The organism is Larkinella rosea, from assembly GCF_003858635.1.
Classification (GTDB): domain Bacteria; phylum Bacteroidota; class Bacteroidia; order Cytophagales; family Spirosomataceae; genus Larkinella; species Larkinella rosea.
This window is the reverse complement of record NZ_RQJO01000007.1, coordinates 376066-396282: the sequence shown is the minus strand read 5'-3', so window position 1 is coordinate 396282 and position 20217 is coordinate 376066. Positions and strand designations below refer to the sequence as shown.

Here is a 20217-nt window from a genome sequence, read left to right as displayed (position 1 = left end):
TAACTCAATAGTCTTTACTCTCTTGTCTCACCTCTTTACTCTACTCTATTTCATAATCCCCCGCTTGTTCAGCTCGGCGTGATACATCCGGGCGTTGTTCATGTGCTCATCGTAGGTTTTAGCGAAGGTATGGTGTCCGGAAAAATCGGGACGCGCCACAAAATACAGGTAGTCGTGATTTTCGTGGTTCAAAACCGCATCGATCGAACTTAAAGTCGGCAGATTGATCGGGCCGGGGGGCAAGCCTTTGTATTTGTACGTATTGTAGGGCGAGTCAATCTGTTTGTGGACGTTCAGCACCCGGCGGATGGTAAAATCCCGAAGCGCAAAAACCAGCGTCGGATCGGCTTCGAGCAGCATGCCTTTCTGCAGGCGGTTCCAGTACACCCCGGCCACACGCGGTTTTTCGTCGTTTGCCTTGCTTTCCGACTCCACAATGGAAGCCAGCGTCTGCACCTGCGTTTGCGTCAATCCCATGGCCTTCGCTTTCTGCTGGCGCTCCGGCGTCCAGAATTTCTTGTATTCTTTGCCCATCCGGTCCAGAAAATTGTCGGCGCTGGTGGTCCAGAAAAACTCGTAGGTGTTGGGCAGAAACATACACATAATGGTGGTGGTATCAAAACCGTAGTGCGCGCAAACGGTGGGATCTTTCAACAAACTGTCCAGTGCGTTTGGTCCAAATTCAAATTTGGCACCCAGTTTGGTAATCAGTTCATCTTTCAGTCGGATGTTGTTGAATGTCAACTTCATTGGGTCCTGCGCACCCGAGCGAAGCTTCCTGATCGCTTCCTGATTGCTCATTTTCTTTTTGATGATATACCGCCCGTTCTTGACGTTTTCATTGTATTTCATGAAACGGGCCAGAAACCGGAACGACATCTTGTCATTGACGACCTGATGCGCATTGAGCGAATCCATGACGGTTTCGAAGGTGGCTCCGCGCGGAATAAATAACTCAAAATCTTTGTCGTTCTCGCCGACTTGCAAATTGGGCGTCTTGAAAATCTGCCACGCATAAAACGAAAGCGTAGATAATAAAACCGATACGATAATCAGAATCGCTATGACAACTGTGCGGGACATAAATGAGTTGGACGATTGACCATTGACCATTGACGATGGTCAATAAATTTTTGACTGCAAAGGTAGCAAGGAAGGCGATTCTCTACTAACAAATCAGCCTTTTGGCCCGGCCGGTTTTTGAGCGTTTTTGTAATTGGGTAAATTGACCAGCAAAACGCCCAGTAGAATAACGCCCAGTGCCACGATCTGACGCCCGGAAATGGACTCATTGGCAAACAGCCCGCCCAGCAAAACCGCAATAACCGGGTTCACGTAGGCATACGTACTGACAATCGCTGGTGGCCGGACTTTCAGCAACCATAAATACGCCAGATAGGCCATGATTGACCCCATCACGATCATGTAAACCAGTCCCAGCCAGGATTTCAGGGTAACCTGAGCCCACTGAAAATCACTAAGTTCGCCGGAAAGCAGACTGACGAAACCACTGAACAATCCCGCCGACATGAGTTGCAGACTGCCGTTCAGCAGGGTCGATGACGAGGGCGGGCGGTATTTCGCATAGAGCGATCCGAGGGTCCAGAAAATGCCGCCAACCAACAACACTGACACGCTCAGCCAAAATTTTTCGGTTGATTGCGATACTTGCATGGTTTGTCCCGGCTGAATCACGAGTAAAACCACCCCGCCAAAACCGATCAGTAAACCAACGGGAATCATCCAGTTTGAAAAGTAGGTGGCCCATTGTCGGCGATCCAGTAGGACAAACCAGAATGGCAGCGTCGTCACCAGAATGGCGGCCAGCCCCGACGGAATGAACTGCTCGGCCCAGATCACCGAAACCGTTCCGCCAAACAGCATCAGGATGCCGCTTAACGCATTTCGGCCCAGCACCTGCGGAGTCAGGTCGATCGTTCCCTGCATCAGATTCCAGCCAAACAACAGCGTTCCGGCAATAAAAAACCGCATGCCCGACATCAGAAACACCGGAATCGTTGCCAAACCGAACAATGCGGCCAGGTACGTCGATCCCCAAATGATATAAATGGCGGCAAATGCCAACAGAACCAGTACGGGTTTCGGTTGTTGCGTCATAGAGCGGCTGTTTCCTTCTTTAATCCCATTTCAGGCCAAACCGTTCCGAAACAAACGTAATCTTTAAATCAGTATTACTCCTTTAAAATTAAAAGTCAGCGATGTTTCAAATCCGTTTAATTGGTTGTAAAATCAATTTTATTTAACAATGACATCCGTTTCCATCGGTTCACTTTCCTGCAAAACTCCGTCAACATCGGTGTACTGCATGGTGATTAAATAACGACCGGGTTGTACATTATTCGGAATAATAAAGTAATTAGGCCCTAATTCGTATATGGAATCTCTTGAAAGAATGGGAAATAAATACGTTTTTTTATCGTCATTTATCGATGTTAATTTTGCTGTTGGTGAACGAGTTGGCAAAACCTGGTAGCAATAAAGGTAATTCACCGGCACATTTTTCGGAAGAACGATTGGCTCTCCAATACTTGACCAAAAAAGGAAGGGTTGTTTCTCTGTTTGCCGCACAATGAGTCGCTTTTCGTTCTCCTGTAGTTCCCCGTTGGCATATATCTTGTAGTAATATTGACCGGCTTTAAAATTTAGTGGCATGGGCAGTACCCCCTCCCGACCGCTCGGATCATTCAAAATAGGTTTGATCCGATAGTGCTCTTGCGTGCGATGATGCCAAATTTCCACCTCAATCTTTGCCTGAGAATATAAATTTGCGCCAACTAATTTAATATCCTTCGGACGGGGAGTTAGGATGATTTCGTTCAGATATGCGACATAGGGTGCCCCAGCTTTCAGCAACACACGAAGTTGATTGGTTGTTTTCCGGCCGTTTTTCTTTTGTAGCTGAACACTATATTCACCAGGTGGCGTATTTGCTGGAATTCTGCACAAATCATCAGTAGCAAAATTATACCAGCAATTAGGGCCACTTGCGACAAATTGATTACCCGATTGTGTATTGGTAAAAACAATATCAGCTGTTCTGTCATCGCCATCTGAAAAATTATAAATGGGAATATTGCTCAAGAAACTGTCGCCAAACTCTGCCTCAATCTCGATTACCTTATCCGTAACTGCAAAATACATATCCTCATTCTGCTTTATCACGACCCGATAAGCCCTTTCAATATTTCCTTTTCTGATAACGGCGGTATGGGTATCATATTCCAGATCGGTGGTGGAAACACCTCCCCAGCTATGCGAAAGTGTGCCTGAGCAAAAGTTAATCACATCGGGCTGACTGCTGGCCCATTCCGCTTTATCCTGGATTGTGATTTCAATTTTTTTGGTCAGATTGATTAAACCGGCCGGAACAGTAATGATAATCTGATTTTTCTTATGGTCGATTTCTATATTTTCATCTGGAATTCCGGAGATCGATGCACTCAGTATTTTGGGGCCTAAACGTAGCTCCTCCGCAATAGCGGGTATCACTTTCTCCTCGATGCCACATCCGGCGAGAGTCAAAACCACAAGCACTAATATCGATGATGTTGTTTTTTTAATCAGTTGGTGGGATATAGTTTTCATGCAAGCGAACAAATAGTTTGTATGTAAAACTAATCGTTCAACCTATCCATTCCAAAACGTTCCGCCAAATCCCGCAAACTCTGCAGAACCGGTTCAATCAGGGGTAATCCGTTTTCACCGCGCTCGGCTTCCATTTCACGCTCCGGATCGCCGGGAATCAGAACCTGTTTGCCCTCCACCGCCCGGGCGTTGCGGAACGCGCCAATCCAGTTGTCCATGTGCTGCTTGAACTCATCGGCGGGCCGGAATGCATCGACGCGCATGGCTCCGAAAAAGTGACCGGTTCCGGCCCCAACGCCTTCTTTGGCGGCCATAAAACCCGCCGTGGCAAAAGGCGGTACCCAGGGCCCGTAATTGGCTCCTGACAAAACGCCGGAGAAAATATCGACGATCGCACCCAAGCCATAGCCTTTGTGACTTCCGTGTTCGCGGTCGGAACCCAACGGCAATAAAGCGCCCCCATTTTTAATCGGATTGGAATCCGTCGAAGGTTGGCCCGCAGCGTCCTGCGCCCAGCCCAGTGGGGCTTCCTGGCCCTTGCGCTGCAAAATTTCCATCTTGCCGTAAGCAACCGCCGTCGATGCAAAATCGGCCACGAAGGGCGGCTGGGTCAGGGCCGGGACGGCAACAGCAATGGGATTGGTTCCCAGCAACTTATCGAGCGAAAATGTGGGTGCTACGAGCGGAGCCGCGTTGGTCATCGTCAGGCCAATCATATCGTGTTCGAGGGCCTGCATGGCGTGATATCCGGCAATCCCGAAGTGATTGGAATTGCGCACGGCCACCCAGCCGGTTCCGGCAATCCGCGCTTTTTCGATCGCAATCTGCATGGCTTTGGGGCCGACCACCAGGCCAACACCCCGGTCGCCATCGACCACCGCCGTGGACGGCGTTTCGTGAACAATCTGAATGGTAGGCGTCGGATTCAATCGACCGTGGTCGAACAGCCGGACGTAACCCGCCAGCCGCGCGACGCCGTGCGAATCAACACCCCGAAGGTCGGCCTGAACCAAAACCGTAGTCGCCAGATCGGCGTCGGCGTCGGAAAATCCGATTTTAAGAAAAACCTGTTTGGTAAATGCTTTAAGTTGCTGAACTGGAATCATTTGCTTAAGGAAAATGAACCGGAAATTTGCCTCCGGCCGAACGGTTTTTACGAACAATTCACTAAATCGAAGTCGAATAGTGGCACGCTTTTTTCACAAAAATAGCCGACAGACTAAACGAAACCGTCACAAACGGTATCTATATTCTCGAAACCGGTTTTCTTTCCATTCATTCATGAAAACGATCTCGTTATTAATAGCCGCATTTCTGTTTGTATCGATCGCGCAGGCGCAGGACGATGAACAGCGAATCACCTCAAAAATCCAGCACGTGACGGTTTTTCTGAATCGTGCCCAGATCAACGCTCAGGCGAAGGCCACAATCAGTCCGGGCGTCACGCGGCTGATCATCGACAATGCCTCGGCCCAAACCGATCCGCAGAGCATTCAGGTCAGCGGTAAGGGCGACGCCGTGATTCAGGGCGTTCAGTTCCGCACCAATTTTCTGACGAAAGTGACCAAACCGGCTTCCCTGCAGCGGCTGGAAGATTCACTGCGGATTGCCCGCGACACGTTCGACGTGCTGAATCTCCAGAAAGAAGTGCTTGATAACGAGAAAAAAATGGTGTTGGCCAACCAGAAAGTGGGGACTGAAAAAGGAACGGTGGTCGAGGATGTGGAAGACATGGCCGACTTTTTTCGCACCCGCCTGACCGATGTCGGCAAAAAACTGCTGGCGTTGGAAAAGCTGGTGAAAGAACAGAAACTGAAAGTGGATCGGCTCGAAGGTCAGGTTCGGGAGCAGAATGCCAAACGTGACCGGCCCGTTGGCGAAATTGAGGTGACGCTCTCATCCAAAGCCAAAACCGCTATTGATCTGGAACTGAGTTATGTAGTGAATAACGCCGGCTGGGTGCCGTTCTACGACATTCGGGTTCGCGACACCAAAAGTCCGGCGGCACTCGCCTACAAAGCCAATGTATACCAAAATACCGGTTTTGACTGGCAGAATGTCCGGTTGACCTTGTCGACATCCAACCCGGCTTTGCCCGGTACGCAACCGCAGCTGGAAACACAGTTTGTTTCCTTTTACGAACCCCGCCCGGTTCCTGTCAGCGCCCCGCGTGCCAAGGCTCAAATGCAGATTGCCGATGCCTCCGGTACACTTAATGAAATGGTAGTAGTGGCACCGAATTTGAATACGGCCGCCGATTTTACCCAGGTTACGGAACAGCCAACCAGTGTCAACTTTGAAATTTCAACACCCTACACCATTTTATCGAACAACCGACCACAGGTGGTCGACATTCAAACCGGTGAAATACCGGCTACGTATCGCTACACGGCCACGCCCAAAGTCGATCAGGATGCGTTTCTGATCGCAACATTATCCGGCTGGGAAAAATTGAATCTGTTGAATGGAACCGCCCGCACGTATTTTGAAGGCACGTACGTCGGCGAATCGCAGGTGGATTTGAAGCAGGCCGGTGATACACTTTCGATTGGTTTAGGTCGCGACAGGAAAATTATCGTGAAGCGGGAAAAAACGCAGGATTTCAGCAGCCGCAAAGGACTGAGTTCCTCCGTTCGGGATTCATACAGTTACAAGATCACCGTTCGAAATACCAAATCTGAAGCAGTAAATCTGACGGTTTTCGACCAGATTCCGGTTTCAACCGACAACCGGATTGAAGTGGAACTGAACGACAGCGCCGGAGCCGGGCAGAATTCCGAAACCGGCCGCCTGACCTGGAATTTGTCGCTCAAACCGAACGAAAGCCGCGATTTGCTGTTCAGGTACACCATCAAATACCCCAAAGGCAAACAGCTCGTCAATGCGGAATAAAAACGGAACTACGGAAACCGGTGTAACCTGGATAACCAGGCCGGTTTCACGCTTTTTCCTGATTTATTTTGGAATTAACTGAATCGCACAACCGCCCCCTTTGGACAGATGCAGCGCCAGTTTTGACCGGGAGGTAACCGTCATTTTTTCGATCACGCACGCTTCCGGATTGGTCTGCCAATCGGCTTCAGCGGCAGATCGGTTTCCACGACTCTTCTTTCCGGGCGGAGTCAATTGCCATAATGCGAAACCGGGTCCGCGATGCCCTGGGCTTGCTCAACACAAACCCCAGCGTGGAAGGCTTAATGACCGGTCTATTTTTATACCGAACTTCGTACGAGACTTCCCCCGTCGGAGCATTACGGACCAGAAAGTGCAGGGAGCGATTGGGAGACCAGCTCAAAATCGGCAGTTGAGCCAGCACCAGCGATTGGCAGCAGCCCAGTAACAGAAAAAGCAAGCAGTAGTTCTTATAAAAGCGGGAAAGAGAAGCGGTGAAACGGCCAGCGACTTCCCCCATAAATAGCCTTTTCTATAGTAGAAAAGCAAAAGATTTGACTGATTTTGCAATCAATATCCGGCAAAAAAGTACGGATTTACCCCACGAAGCGTTCCTATTTTGGTCTTTAAAACCAGTTGGCCCGTTTTTACTGTAAAAAAATAAGAACCCGCGCGGGGTATATTTTTTCAGCTTTGTTGTTTATAGCGTATGATTCAGCGTCTGCTTACTACGGTCATTTTCTTCTTTTTCATCCACTCTGTTCAGGCACAGAGCGATACGCTTACTGTGGACTCGCTGATGATCAGGCAGAAATCGCCCTACCTCGGCATGATCAAGCCGGGGCAAAAGTACATTGCGCTGGACATCATGGGCGGCCTGGGCGGTTTTCGACGCTACCGGTATTTCCCGAATGAAGAAATTAAATTTCGGTACAAAGGCAAAAAATACCGGGAACCGGTTTATGGCGTAACCGATTCGACACTCATCCTGATTCTGGAAGACCCGAACACATTCCTGCCCGAAACCGTCCACTTCCGGCTCGACCGGATTGAGAAAGTCTACGTCAACCGCCACATTCCGTTTATCACCGAAGGTTCCTATCTTTTTCCCATCGCCGGAATGCTTTTTTTCGTTGCGGATGTTGTCAACGTATCCCGGCAGGAGAAGCAATTAGCCGCCGATCCCCGCGCCCTGAAAGCGCCCGCCGTTATGATTGCTCTAGGTGCCATTTGCTACAAAGTGAGTTTCCCCCGTTACAAAATCAATAAAAACCACCGGCTGAAAGTCCTGGAAACGTACTGATTTCCAATCAGTAATGAATGACAAACAAGGAATAATGAATACATTTCTTTTCGGAAAGAATGAGGTCATGCCCGATATTCCTTGTTCATTATTCATTATTCCTTGTTCATTATAAAATCTCTCCTGTAGTTTTGCAGAAAAATTAACCAATCCTTTTCTGAATTGAACGCTGTACGTCTGACCCCACCTGCCGGTTCTGTCCGGGCAACCATCCCGCTGGCATCTTCAAAAAGTGAGAGCAATCGCGCCCTGATTATCAACGCGTTGAGCGGTTTTCGCGGTACCTTACAGAATGTTTCGGCGGCTCGTGATACGCAAACCATGATCCGGCTGCTGCAATCGGAAGATCCCATTGCCGACGTTTTGGATGCCGGAACGACCATGCGGTTTTTGACGGCCTATTTTGCGGTAACGGGTCAGCACAAAACAATGACCGGAACACCCCGGATGTGTGAACGGCCGATTGGGATTCTGGTCGATGCCCTGCGCGCGCTGGGTGCCGATATTGAATACCTGAAAAACGAAGGTTACCCGCCCATTTCCACCAAAGGTTTTTCGAGCCTTGGAACCAACCGGCTGGCCATTCGCGGGGATGTGAGCAGCCAATACATTTCGGCATTGCTGATGGTGGCTCCCCTCCTGCCCAACGGCCTGACGCTCGAACTGACCGGCGACGTGGGTTCGCGACCGTACATTGAAATGACGCTCCGTCAAATGGAACACTTTGGCGTTCAAACCGTTGTCGACTGGGAAAACAAAACCTTGACCGTTCCGCCCACGCCGTATACGCCCGCTGATTACGCCATCGAATCCGATTGGTCGGGAGCCAGTTACTGGTTCAGTATGCTGGCACTGGCGGAAGATGAATCGGCGGAAATTGAATTGCTGGGGTTAAAAGAAAATTCGCTGCAGGGCGATAGTGCCATTGTCGACATCATGCGTCCGCTGGGCGTCGAAAGCAATTTCACGGATGAGGGCGTTTTGTTGACGAAAACGAAGGCAGAATCATCGCTGACCTGGGATTTTACCAACTGCCCCGATCTGGCCCAAACCGTGGCGGTTTGCTGCGCCGTGAAAGATATTCCGCTCACCATGACCGGCGTGGAAAGCCTCAAAATCAAAGAAACCGACCGGATTTTTGCGCTCCAGACCGAACTTCGGAAAATAGGAGCCGAACTAGTCGAAGTAGAAAAAAACACCCGGTACGAAGTCCGGAAAACCAGCGGTTCTGACGCAATACCGACGTTTGAAACCTACGACGACCACCGCATGGCGATGGCGTTCGCTCCCGTGGCCATGCGTCAGGAAGTGGTTATTGAAGAGCCGGGCGTGGTGGCCAAATCCTATCCGTCGTTCTGGGACGACGTGGCGCGGGTGGCCGACGTTCATTTTATAGCCTAATCGACCGAATTAAAATTCGATTTAAACCGGTGGGACCTTCGGGACCTACCGGTTTTTTTTGCATCATTACTTACATTTACGGTACTCACTGAATCATTGCTGCATTTTGGAACTTGTCTTCACAACTCTTGGTAACATCCCCTGGTGGGGGTGGATTTTGATCGGTCTGGCCCTGGTTGCCCTTTACGATATCAACCAAAAAAAGCACACCATTCGACACAACTTTCCCGTTGTCGGTAACCTTCGGTATTTTCTGGAAAGTTTCGGGCCCGAACTGCGGCAGTACATTGTCGCCAATAATCGGGAAGAACTCCCATTCAATCGCCAGCAGCGGGCCTGGATTTATTCGTCGTCGAAGCAGGAAAACAATTTTCAGGGTTTTGGCACCGATCAGGACATTACGAGCGCCGGGTATATCTTCATCAATCCCGCCCTACTCCCGCTCAAACTGGCACCCGATAATCCGAATTATGGTCATCCCTACACCGCTCCGGCGGCCAAAGTCATCGGCGTTTTTCACAAACGCCGTCGGCCCTATCACCCGCGCTCGATTGTTAATATCAGCGGGATGAGCTTCGGATCGTTGTCGGCCAAAGCGATCGAGTCGATGAACAAAGGCGCATTGAAATTTGGCTGTTACCACAACACCGGGGAAGGCGGTTTGTCATCTTATCACAAATTCGGCGCGGATGTCGTGGTCAATATCGGAACCTCGTATTTCGGGGTTCGCGACGACGAGGGCAATTTTTTGATGGAAAAGCTGGTGAAGCTCGTCGAGGACAATCCGTTTGTCCGGATGCTGGAGCTAAAGCTGTCGCAGGGCGCCAAACCGGGCAAAGGCGGAGTACTTCCGGCGGCTAAAATCACCGCCGAAATCTCCGAAATCCGGCACGTTCCGATGGGCAGGGACGTCATTTCTCCGGCTTCGCACTCGGCCTTTTCCGACATTCCCACGATGGTGGATTTCATCGAAGCGATGGCCGAAAAAACCGGTCTTCCGGTTGGCATTAAGTCGGCGGTCGGCAAACTGGAACTCTGGAAGGAGTTGGCGGATTACATGCTGGAAACCGGTAAAGGCCCCGATTTTATCACGATCGACGGCGGAGAAGGCGGCACCGGCGCGGCCCCTCCCTCCTTTGCCGATCACGTTTCGCTGCCGTTCGTATACGGTTTTTCGAAAATTTACCGGATTTTTCAGAAACGAGGTCTGGTGCATCGCATTACGTTCATTGCTTCGGGCAAACTCGGTCTGCCCGAATCGGCGGTGATGGCGTTTGCAATGGGCGCCGACCTCATCAATGTGGGGCGGGAAGCCATGCTTTCCATCGGCTGTATTCAGGCCCAGATCTGCCACACCAACCGCTGTCCGTCCGGAGTTGCCACCCAAAGCAAGTGGTTGCAGAACGGCATTGATCCAGCCCTGAAAAGTGAACGGTTTTACAATTACATCAAAACACTAACGAAAGAAATCCTGGAAATCTCCCACGCGTCGGGTTACGAACATCCGTGCCAGTTTACAATGAAAGATGTCAACCTGGCCATGGGCGACAACAACATGATTCAGACGCTGGCTGATGCCTACGGCTACCGCAAGGACGAGGTGGCATTTACGTCGATCGCCGATTTATTAAAAAGTCCGTATATGGACAGAGCCAGCCACTAGCCGGTTGTTTGACGATAACACGAAGTAACTTCACCTAATTGACAAACCGTGGAATAAACCATGAAAACCCACACCACCAACTACACCAACACGTTCATCGAAGTTGCGGACGATTCACCGGCCAGTTTTGGCGAAACGCCACCGACCAAAGGAGATGCCCGATCAGTTGCGAACATTCAGTTCGACATGATCAAAAAACATCCGTATCAATACACTTCCGACGACGTGGTGTTCCAGTGTTACGCCACCAAAAAAGACCTGGCATCCAGTGAACTGGAGGCCGAACGCGAACGCTTCTTCTCCAAAGGTCAGCCCTGTTTGCGAACGTCACCATTGACGAAACGATACGGCTGGGGCGTACACAACAATGCGGAAGGAAAGGTTGCGGTTTACGCCGTCGATTCCGACGAATATAAATCCCTGTCGCTGGATAAAAATTTGGACCGGGTGAAGGCCATGCGCTCCAAAAGGGCTTAAAATAGCCTTATGGTTCGTTAATTTATACCTGTTTCAATTGAAAAACCGTGAACTAGAATGAAACTATGTGTCGCTCAGAGCCGGCCGGTGAAAGGGGCTATTCAACGGAATATTGAAAACCACATCGGACTGATAAACCGGGCGGTTTCTTACGGCGCAGACACGGTTATCTTCCCCGAACTTTCGCTAACAGGCTACGAACCGGAACTCGCCAACGAACTTGCCACTTCTCCGGATGATCAGCGGTTTGCCGTATTTCAGGAAATCAGTGATGCGAACCGGGTGACGATTGGCGTTGGCATGCCGACCAAAAGTGAGGCAGGGAATTTAATCACGCTGATCATTTTTCAGCCCGATCAAGCCCGGCAAACCTATTCGAAACACTATTTACACGCCGACGAAGAACCGTTTTTTGTCCGCGGAGACGCGGCATACGGTTTGATCGGAACCGATATGGCACTGGCGATTTGTTACGAATTATCCATTCCGGCGCATTCCGAAACCGCTTTTAAACACGGGGCTAAAATCTATCTGGTCAGTGTGGCAAAAACCGCATCTGGTGTGGCAAATGCAGCAATCAGTTTGTCGGATATTGCCCGGAAATACGGCATGACCGTTTTGATGGCGAATAGTGTAGGCCCAAGTGATAATTTTGTATCGGGCGGCAAATCAGCGATTTGGAATACCAGCGGGGAACTACTCGGACAAATGAATGACAACGACGAAGGTATTCTATTGATCGACACCGAAACCCAGGAAATTTGGCAGGAAACCCTATGAAAATTTCAGCCCATCTCAAGAGCAGTTTTAATCATCACGAAATCGTTGTAACGACCAATGATTCGGCCAAAGAAATGCAGATTCTGCCCAAAGCAAGCGGTTTTGGATCGTCGATCAACGGCGGGGAACTCCTGATGCTGGCGCTGGCGACCTGTTTCTGCAACGATATCTACCGGGAAGCGGCCAAACGAAACATCCCGGTTTCGGGCGTTGAGGTCGAATTTTTCAGCGAATTTGGGGCCGATGGCGAACCGGGTTCCAACTTCAGCTACAGGGCCCACGTCACCTCCGACGCACCGGCCGCCGAGATCGAAGAACTGATCCGGCACACCGACCAGATCGCCGAAATTCACAACACGCTGCGGAAAGGATTGAATGTGACGTTGACTCCCTAACTCATTTTCATAATCCGTCATTCCATTTTCATTTTTGGTCACCCCCAACCCGGCTTTTTCGGCTGACCTTTGTCGTACACAAAAACACAAAGACCGTCATGAAAACGCTTTTGAAACTCGAAGAAGTCGCCCAATTTTTGCTTTCTATCGTCGTATTCAGCCAGTTACCGTTTGCCTGGTGGTGGTTTCCGGCCCTGATTCTCGTTCCTGATCTGGGCATGCTGGGCTATCTGATCAATCCAAAAATGGGGGCTTACGCGTATAATCTGGTGCATCACAAGGCCGTTGCTATTGCCCTGGCCGCAACCGGTTTTCTGCTGGCCAATCCGGTTTTACTGTTGACTGGCGTGATTCTTTTTGGGCACTCGGCGATGGACCGAATGATGGGCTACGGTCTGAAATACGAAGACAGCTTTAGCCACACCAGCCTCGGCCTGATCGGCAAAATGGCTAAGCCAGCCGCGACGAAACCGTCTGCTGGCGATACGCGCCGGGAGTCGAACCTGTCCATTTTTTAAACGTCCTGTAAAAAACACTGGGTTCCGAAAAACCAAGCAGGTAGGCAATGTCGGTGGTGCTGAAGTTGGGCTCGCGCAGGTGCTGGATCGCCAGATTTCGCCGGACATCATCCAGCAGTTGCTGATACGTCACGCCGGTTTCTTTCAGATGAAGCTGGAGCGTTCGGACCCCCATCGCCAGCCGATCGGCCACGAGTCCCAGCGTTGGTTCTTCCCCGTTCATCAACGCCACAATTTCCTGTTTCACCCGAAACGACAAATCGGGCTGGCGTAATTTCTGCAGAAGTTCTTCGGCGTGTTGTTCGAAAAGTGGAAACAGGCCGGGATTGGCGTTCAGAATGGGAGTTTCGAGCCAGACAGCATCCAGTATCAACCTGGTTTCATCAGCACCGAAAACCAGTTTTGCGGGACCAAAAACCCGCTCATAAGCCGACCGGTTTTCGGGCTCAGGAAAACCAAACCGGATTTCTTCGGCAGCAACCATGCGACCCGTCAACGCCCGAAATGCCGATTGGTAAACCGAGAATTCGGAACTCAAGGTGTACTCGGGATACACGATGGCATTACTGGTCAGTTTCAGTAAAATAGAAAACCGCTGACCCGCGAGTTGGCCGACCGTTTGCACCCCTTCGCACGCAATATCCTGATAGTGACAGAGTTTCTCAATGGCCTGACCGAGCGTTGGGCAGTGCATCATGACATACGCCAGCACACCCAACGACAACGGATTGATCAGTTCGCCCAGTTGCAGCGGCAGATCCGGCTCGCCCGTCACGCGAATGGCTTCGTGCCAAAGCGCCTGAACCAGCCGAATAGGAACCCGCGCATCGGGATTTTGCAAAACCGCCGGGTCCACCCCAACGGTTTTGCAAAGCACCAGCGAATCTGCACCACGCTGCCGGGCGGCATGCAGAATCAGATTAAAAGAGCCGGAAGAAAGTGTATCGTCAGTGGTTCCCATTACCCGAAGATACGACCTCCGGCGAAATTCCTACCGCACCGGCGTAATTTTCAGATTCGCAAAATCACCACCCGACCCGGCCCCGACCCACAATCCGATTTTACCGTCGATCCGGTCATTCAGCTTTTTGACGGCCAGACTCGGCGTTGAATGGTCGTTTACAAAAACACGAATGGTTTCTTTCTCCACAACCAGCCGGACATGAAACCAGCCGGTCGGATCGGGGGCTGGCTCAATGAACTGCTCGTACTGATCCGGAAAATCTTTGCGCAAGGTCGGCCAGTCAAAACCCGGAATGGAGATATATTGAACGGCGTGTCGGTGGCGAACCGGATCTTCAGCGCGGAAATTAAACGGGCGGAAATAAACCGCATCGTACAGCTTTTCGTCTTTCGCATGAAACGCAATGCCCAGAAAACTGCGCTGGAATTCGTCTTTGCCGCGCGCATCAAACTCAATGGTTCCCTCGCTAAACGAGGAACCAGACAACCAGGCGAAACCCGCATCGGCCTCTTTCTGTTCCAGCCGAACGCCCGGACGACTGCCCTCCTGAATCACGGTCAGGGAACGATTGAAGGTGGTAAACCCGTTTTGCTTCGCCACGCTGACCAGATCGATAGCTCCGGCGGTTTTCTGCCCGCTTGCCGTCACGCTGATCAACCACCCGGTGATCAGAAAAAGAAAGTAGTACGTGTTGTTAGTGCTGTTCATTGCCTGACAATTTGAGGTGTAACGGAAGTATCGGTGCTCCAAACCGGGGAAACGGTTCTCAAAATTACCCACGATGAGTTTACCCCACGGTTTTAACCGTGGGCTGGAATTGTCTTTAAATGCGTGTTAATGGCTTATAAACGGATGAATCACATCGTAGGTCAGCTTCGGTTGCTGAAGCAAAACCACATGGCCAGAACCCGGAATAATGGCCAGTTGGGCATTGGGGATTGTCTTATAAATGGATACAAACCGTTCCGTTGAACCATCGTGATCACCGGCGACAATCAAGGTAGGGCACTTGATTTTTTTCAAAGCCGCTTTGTCAATGTAAACCGGCTCGAGCCAGGCCTTTTGCAATTCGCTCAGAAACCGGCTCCATTGCTGCGGTTGCGGCATCTGTTTTTTCCGTTCGGCGATAAAACCGGGGAGGGCCTTCTCCAGCGATTCGTCGGTTAGTTTCGTCCAGAAATTCTTCTGACTTTCGTCATAATCCCCGATTCCCAGAACGCCCCCACCAATGGCAACCTCTTTGCGAACCAGTTCCGGATGATCAACCGCCAGAATATAGGACGAAATCGCGCCGTCGCTAAATCCAATCAGGATGACACTGTCTTTTGCGACGGCTTTGATCACCGCGCGGGCATCTTCCGCAAAAAGCCGGTACGTATACGGTTTGGTACCCACTTCGGATTTGCCGTGGCCGCGAGTCGCTACCGCAATCACCTGATATTCTTTACTTAAGCGCGTAATCAGATCGCTGAATTCGTCGATGTAACCGAGCAAACCGCCGTGCAGCAGCACAACCGGTTTGCCCTGTCCATAAACCTCGTAATAGATTCTAGCGTCGTCTACCTGCAAATACCGCCCTGCTTTCGGGTTGGAACCATATGGTATTTTTTCAGGCGACTGGCTTTTTGCTACCAGCGAGAAAAGCGCATAAAGTGCAATCAGAATCGCTTTAATCAGGTCATCCTGATCAAGATAGCGAATCATTTTACGTTGAAATCAACTTCGGTATCCGCCCAAACCATGGCCACCTCACCCTTCTTGGAAATGTCGATCTTGAATTTTTCCTGAAAGCTTTTCGCTTTTTTCGACGGAACCGTCACCCGCACCACGTCTTCGTCTTCCTTGTAGGTAAACGCGCCCCACTTGATGCCTTTGTTGATGATCACCGTCCAGTCTTTTTCGCCCGGAATTGTAAACAGGGCGTATTTTCCTTTCGGTACAGATTTACCTTCCAGTTTCACATCGTCCGAGAATTCGATGGTGGTGGTTTCGTTGGCACCCGTCCGCCAGACTTTGCCAATCGGAGCAACTTTTCCCGCCGGATCCCAAACACTGCGGCCTTTTACCGACGGCTGGCTGTAGTCAATCGTGATGGTTTTGCTGCCGACGGTTTGCTTGGCCTGCGCCGGAGGGCTGGGTCGTTTCGACTTGTCTTCCTGGGCGAACGTGATTTGAGCGATCAAAAGCAATGTTGTGAAAATGAGCAATTTTTTCATAATGGTTTACGTAACTTTGGTTGAAGGATTATTGACTAAACAAAGGTGTGAAAATCTGACGAAAGTTGGTAGTCCTGCTCCTGTTCAAGCCTGTTCAAATTGATTCACGTTGATTGTCAATGCATACGGAAGACGAAAACTTGCAGCATTGCCGGATGCTGATTGAGGAGAAAGTGAACTGGGGCGACAGCAGCCAGTGGCAAAATCAGGATTTTGAGACGCTGAGCGAACGTATTTTTGCCGAAACCAACGTTACGCTGAGCGTGAGCACGCTCAAACGCATCTGGGGGAAAGTTCGCTACGACAGCGCTCCCACCGCAACCACGCTCAATACGCTCGCCCAGTTTGTGGGGTTTGAAAACTGGCGGGAGTTTCGAAAAAAACCGGATCTGGTTTACCAGGAAACCCTTCAGCCCGTTCCCGTCCCGTCCGCCCCCACCCTGGTTTCCCATCCAATGGGCTTGCGCTGGCCCTGGATCATGGGCGCCCTGGTATTGCTGGGTTTAATTGGCATCTGGGCATTCCAAAACCGGGTCAATCCGTTACAATACGGGGATTTGACCTTTACCAGCCGTCCGGTTACGCAGGGATTACCCAACACGGTTCTGTTCGATTACGACGCCACCGACTCCAACGCCGACAGCGTTTTTATCCAGCAAAGCTGGGATCCGCGACGCCGTTACCGGGTTGATAAAGACGAGCATCAATACGCCGGGATTTATTTTTATCCCGGTTATTTCCGCGCCAAACTCGTTCTGAACGATTCCATTGTGAAGGAACACGATCTGTACATCAACACCGACGGCTGGCTGGGCACGATCAACCGCGATTCGATTCCGGTTTATTTCCCGGACAAACGCCTTCACCGGAATGGAACCATCGCGATCACCGAAACCGATTTAACGGAGCAGGGTGTTGATTTTCAGAAAGAGGTGCCGTCAACGAGCCTCCACTACGTTCAGCCGTTGGGTGAATTACCCAGTACTAATTTCGGATTTGAAACCGAGTTAAAAAGCCCGTTCAATCGTTTCAACGCCGTTTGTCAACGAACGGGAATTATGCTGCTGTGTTCCAGGGGCATGCATTTGATCCAACTGTCCGCAAAAGGCTGCGTGAGTGAACTGAACCTTTCTTTTGCCGGTCAGGGGGTTTCCGGAAAAACCAGTGACCTGTCCGGTTTTGGCGTCGATTTTTCCAATTGGGTCAACGTTCGCTGCGAAGTAAAGGACAAACACGTAAAGGTGTTCGTCAACAACAAACTGGCTTACGAAGACCATTTTCAGGAGGATGCGGGCAAAATTGTCGGACTTCGGTATTATTTCCAGGGCCCCGGCGTCGTGAAATCCGCCCGGTTTTACAACGGCCCAAACCAGACGGTTTTACAGTAATCCAATGGTATTCCGCAGTTGCCGGAAATAGTCCGCGGCTTTCAGTAACCGGCTTCCGTACCAGCTAAAAATCTCCCCATCGACCAGCACGATCTGCGTATTCGGGCAAATTTCCTGCAATTCGGCTACATGTTTTTCAGAAAAAGGAAACGGTTCTGAGGACAGAAAAAGCAAATCAGGCCGGGCGGTTTTGAGGTCCGTTTCGGTCACTTCGGGATAACGTGACGCATCCCCGAACGCGTTCCGAAAACCGGCCCATTCCAGCATCGAATGAATGAACGTCTGACCAGCCGCCACCAGATACGGTTTTCGCCAGATGAAATACGCGACCGACAAACCGGTCGAATGACCCGGCGATTTTATCGTTTGGAATGAATCATTAATCTGCGTTGCCAGTTGCTCCGCTTCTGCTTTTCGCCCCGCCCAATCTCCAACTTCCCGAATCATCGCCAGCGCTTCAGCGACATTGTTGACATCCGTTACGTGAACCGGATAATGACGTTGAAGTTCTTCAATTTGCCCGCGGGTATTTTCTTCCTTATTAGCAAGAATAAAATCCGGTTTCAGGTCGTGAATCCGGTCGAGGTTTAGCGTCTTCGTTCCGCCGACTACGGTTTTCTCCTTCACCAAATCCGTTGGATGGATGCAGAACTTCGTGATGCCCACAATTTCGCCGTTCAGTCCAAGATCAAAAAGGAGTTCGGTCTGGGAGGGGACGACGGAAATAATGCGTTTTGGTGGCATAATGTAGCCGATTGGATTTTAGCCAGACAGGTAGTTTTTCAGATAACTACCTCTGCTGGAATCTGGTTCAACCGGCCTGACCACAGGCTCAATAGTTCATTAAAAAACCGCTGATAATCACTACGTTTACCTTATCAATGCGTAATCAATACCGCTATGAAACCACACTACAATCTTCTTAACGGGATCCTGGCCGGATGCTTAAGCCTGAGTCAATTACCAGCCGTCGCCCAGTTTACGACCTTACCCGCGTCGTATTATGTAAGCCGGGTGAAAGACATCAATCCTGGTGCCGCCAATTCGTACGTGTCGGGTGACGGAACAACGGCGGTCGCCATAAACGGTGCGGTTTATTTTGCAGCCAATACGGCGGCTAACGGTACCGAACTCTGGAAAACAGCCGGGACCGAAGCCAGTACGGTTTTACTTAAAAATATTAACCCAGCCGGATCTTCGAACCCGGATTGGATGACGGAGATCAACGGTACGTTGTATTTTGTCGCCACCGGCAGTTCAGGCCGGGAGTTGTATAAATCAGACGGAACGGCGGGCGGAACGGTGTTGGTCAAGGATGTCCGACCGGGTGGCGACTCCAATCCGCGGGGGTTGACCAACGTCAACGGCACGCTTTTTTTCGTAGCAACCGGCGCCACAACCGGCGAGGAACTCTGGAAATCGGATGGAACAGCGGGCGGCACGGTTTTAGTGAAAGACATCAATCCGTCGGGCAATTCAGTCCCGAATTACCTGCGAAAAATGGCGATTTTAGGCAGTACGGCCTATTTTGTGGCCGACGACGGCGTTAATGGAGAAGAACTCTGGAAGTCGGATGGAACCAACGCGGGGACGGTTTTGGTCAAAGATATTCATCCGGCCGGTTCCAGCAATCTGTTCGAAATGGTGGTGATGAACGACAAGCTGTACATGTCTGCCAATGACGGTACCAACGGCACTGAACTCTGGAAATCCGACGGAACCAGTGCGGGAACCGTTATGGTGAAAAATCTGGCCGCCGGAAGCAGCAGCGGCCAGCCGCAGGACCTGAAAGTGGTCAACTCGACGCTTTTTTTCCGGGCGACAGTCGGAGGTGACACCGAACTTTTTCAATCGGACGGAACAAGTGGGGGAACGGTTCTGGTCAAAAACATCAACCCTACGGGCAACGCCTTTCCTTCGTACCTGACAGTTGTCAACAACACCCTGTATTTTACGGCCACCGATGGCGTGAAAGGCACCGAACTCTGGAAGTCGGACGGTACGGCGGGCGGCACCGTCCAGGTGGTTGATCTGGTATTTGGGGCGGGTTCGACTACTTTTTCCAGCATGAGTTCGGTGAACAACCGGCTCTTCTTTCACTACCTGGAACCCTGGAAATCATCGGGAACTACGGCGGGAACGGCCATGCTCGACGACATTCACCCGACCGGGAATTCAGCTTCCACCGGTTTTCTGGCGTTGAACAGCTCCACGGTTTTGTTCTGGGCCACCGACGGATCGTCTGGCATGGAATTGTACAAATACGCCCAATGCTACGTCTGCCCGATGAGTCGGCTGGCGGCTTCGTCGGATGAACCCACCCATTCTCTTCAATTGACGCTTCTACCCAATCCGGTGCAACACACGATTACGGTTGATATACGCGGGGCCGCCAACCAACCGCTGCACCTTCACCTGATGAACCGTAACGGCGAATTGATCGAAAACCGTCAGATCGCGCAGCCCAATATGACCGAACGGCAGGCCTTTGACGTGAGTCGCCAACCCGCCGGGGTGCTGTTGCTGCGGGCAATGGTTGGGGATCGGGAGCAAACGGTGAAGGTGGTGAAAACGGATTGATTCAAATCCGATGTTCTGTTCCTTCCGATTGCCT

The 20217-nt window shown here is 50.8% G+C and carries 21 protein-coding genes; 10 read left to right on the top strand and 11 right to left on the bottom strand.

Annotated features, from left to right (window positions below; all coding sequences use genetic code 11):
- Positions 1–45: 45 nt before the first annotated feature.
- From mltG to EHT25_RS01900, 4 genes are all read right to left on the bottom strand, one after another.
- A complete protein-coding gene (mltG, locus tag EHT25_RS01915) occupies positions 46–1083 on the bottom strand; it encodes an endolytic transglycosylase MltG (protein ID WP_124869825.1) in 1038 nt (345 codons plus the stop codon).
- A 93-nt stretch (positions 1084–1176) separates the two neighbouring features.
- On the bottom strand, positions 1177–2118 hold the full coding sequence (locus tag EHT25_RS01910; protein ID WP_124869822.1) for an EamA family transporter: 942 nt from the start codon (positions 2116–2118) through the stop codon (positions 1177–1179).
- A gap of 138 nt (positions 2119–2256) precedes the next feature.
- Positions 2257–3606 (bottom strand): hypothetical protein, encoded by a 1350-nt coding sequence (locus EHT25_RS01905; protein ID WP_124869820.1) that lies wholly within the window; start codon positions 3604–3606, stop codon positions 2257–2259.
- Between the two features lie 29 nt (positions 3607–3635).
- The gene (locus EHT25_RS01900) at positions 3636–4712 is read right to left on the bottom strand and encodes an Ldh family oxidoreductase (RefSeq protein ID WP_124869817.1); all 1077 of its coding nucleotides are present in this window, start codon (positions 4710–4712) and stop codon (positions 3636–3638) included.
- 175 nt (positions 4713–4887) lie between these two features.
- Between EHT25_RS01900 and EHT25_RS01895 the strand changes: the two genes are divergently transcribed.
- Positions 4888–6498 carry a DUF4139 domain-containing protein gene (locus EHT25_RS01895; RefSeq protein WP_185731254.1) on the top strand — a complete coding sequence of 537 codons (1611 nt, stop codon included), beginning with the start codon at positions 4888–4890 and terminating at the stop codon, positions 6496–6498.
- Between the two features lie 63 nt (positions 6499–6561).
- Here the strand turns inward: EHT25_RS01895 and EHT25_RS33415 are convergent, their stop codons facing one another.
- Together EHT25_RS33415 and EHT25_RS01890 are read right to left on the bottom strand one after the other, a co-directional pair.
- Positions 6562–6732, bottom strand: a complete 171-nt coding sequence (locus tag EHT25_RS33415; RefSeq protein ID WP_374756146.1) for a glycoside hydrolase family 97 C-terminal domain-containing protein — start codon at positions 6730–6732, stop codon at positions 6562–6564.
- A complete protein-coding gene (locus EHT25_RS01890; RefSeq protein WP_185731253.1) occupies positions 6686–6958 on the bottom strand; it encodes a glycoside hydrolase family 97 N-terminal domain-containing protein in 273 nt (90 codons plus the stop codon). Before EHT25_RS01890 ends, EHT25_RS33415 begins: the two co-directional genes overlap by 47 nt.
- Positions 6959–7207: 249 nt before the next feature.
- Between EHT25_RS01890 and EHT25_RS01885 the strand changes: the two genes are divergently transcribed.
- The 7 genes from EHT25_RS01885 to EHT25_RS01855 all read left to right on the top strand — a co-directional run bounded on the left by EHT25_RS01885 (position 7208) and on the right by EHT25_RS01855 (position 13035).
- Positions 7208–7801: a hypothetical protein gene (locus tag EHT25_RS01885; RefSeq protein WP_124869808.1), complete on the top strand. Its 594-nt coding sequence runs from the start codon at positions 7208–7210 to the stop codon at positions 7799–7801.
- Positions 7802–7963: 162 nt separating this feature from the next.
- The gene (locus tag EHT25_RS01880) at positions 7964–9202 is read left to right on the top strand and encodes a 3-phosphoshikimate 1-carboxyvinyltransferase (RefSeq protein ID WP_124869805.1); all 1239 of its coding nucleotides are present in this window, start codon (positions 7964–7966) and stop codon (positions 9200–9202) included.
- 106 nt (positions 9203–9308) lie between these two features.
- Positions 9309–10865, top strand: a complete 1557-nt coding sequence (locus tag EHT25_RS01875) for an FMN-binding glutamate synthase family protein (RefSeq protein ID WP_124869802.1) — start codon at positions 9309–9311, stop codon at positions 10863–10865.
- Between the two features lie 60 nt (positions 10866–10925).
- Positions 10926–11342, top strand: a complete 417-nt coding sequence (locus EHT25_RS01870; RefSeq protein WP_124869799.1) for a DUF6157 family protein — start codon at positions 10926–10928, stop codon at positions 11340–11342.
- A gap of 57 nt (positions 11343–11399) precedes the next feature.
- Positions 11400–12122, top strand: a complete 723-nt coding sequence (locus EHT25_RS01865; RefSeq protein ID WP_124869797.1) for a carbon-nitrogen hydrolase family protein — start codon at positions 11400–11402, stop codon at positions 12120–12122.
- A complete protein-coding gene (locus tag EHT25_RS01860) occupies positions 12119–12517 on the top strand; it encodes an OsmC family protein (RefSeq protein ID WP_124869794.1) in 399 nt (132 codons plus the stop codon). The genes EHT25_RS01865 and EHT25_RS01860 overlap by 4 nt, the downstream gene beginning before the upstream one ends.
- A 98-nt stretch (positions 12518–12615) precedes the next feature.
- Positions 12616–13035 carry a DUF4260 domain-containing protein gene (locus tag EHT25_RS01855; RefSeq protein WP_124869791.1) on the top strand — a complete coding sequence of 140 codons (420 nt, stop codon included), beginning with the start codon at positions 12616–12618 and terminating at the stop codon, positions 13033–13035.
- On the opposite strand, the gene EHT25_RS01850 is transcribed toward EHT25_RS01855, so the two are convergent.
- From EHT25_RS01850 to EHT25_RS01835, 4 genes are all read right to left on the bottom strand, one after another.
- Entirely contained in the window at positions 12968–13996 is a 1029-nt protein-coding gene (locus tag EHT25_RS01850; protein ID WP_124869787.1) for an AraC family transcriptional regulator, read from the bottom strand. The two genes, EHT25_RS01855 and EHT25_RS01850, sit on opposite strands and share 68 nt — an antisense overlap.
- A gap of 30 nt (positions 13997–14026) precedes the next feature.
- Entirely contained in the window at positions 14027–14707 is a 681-nt protein-coding gene (locus tag EHT25_RS01845; RefSeq protein WP_124869784.1) for a hypothetical protein, read from the bottom strand.
- A 126-nt stretch (positions 14708–14833) separates the two neighbouring features.
- Positions 14834–15703 (bottom strand): alpha/beta fold hydrolase, encoded by an 870-nt coding sequence (locus EHT25_RS01840; RefSeq protein ID WP_124869781.1) that lies wholly within the window; start codon positions 15701–15703, stop codon positions 14834–14836.
- The gene (locus EHT25_RS01835) at positions 15700–16215 is read right to left on the bottom strand and encodes a DUF2911 domain-containing protein (protein ID WP_124869778.1); all 516 of its coding nucleotides are present in this window, start codon (positions 16213–16215) and stop codon (positions 15700–15702) included. The genes EHT25_RS01840 and EHT25_RS01835 overlap by 4 nt, the downstream gene beginning before the upstream one ends.
- Before the next feature lie 119 nt (positions 16216–16334).
- On the opposite strand from EHT25_RS01835, the gene EHT25_RS01830 reads away from it, so the two are divergent.
- Positions 16335–17603, top strand: coding sequence for a hypothetical protein (locus EHT25_RS01830; protein WP_124869775.1), 1269 nt, complete (start codon positions 16335–16337; stop codon positions 17601–17603).
- On the opposite strand, the gene EHT25_RS01825 is transcribed toward EHT25_RS01830, so the two are convergent.
- The gene (locus tag EHT25_RS01825; protein WP_124869772.1) at positions 17595–18347 is read right to left on the bottom strand and encodes an ABC transporter substrate-binding protein; all 753 of its coding nucleotides are present in this window, start codon (positions 18345–18347) and stop codon (positions 17595–17597) included. The genes EHT25_RS01830 and EHT25_RS01825 overlap by 9 nt on opposite strands.
- 156 nt (positions 18348–18503) lie before the next feature.
- On the opposite strand from EHT25_RS01825, the gene EHT25_RS01820 reads away from it, so the two are divergent.
- Positions 18504–20183 (top strand): ELWxxDGT repeat protein, encoded by a 1680-nt coding sequence (locus EHT25_RS01820; RefSeq protein WP_124869768.1) that lies wholly within the window; start codon positions 18504–18506, stop codon positions 20181–20183.
- The last annotated feature ends 34 nt before the right edge of the window (positions 20184–20217 follow it).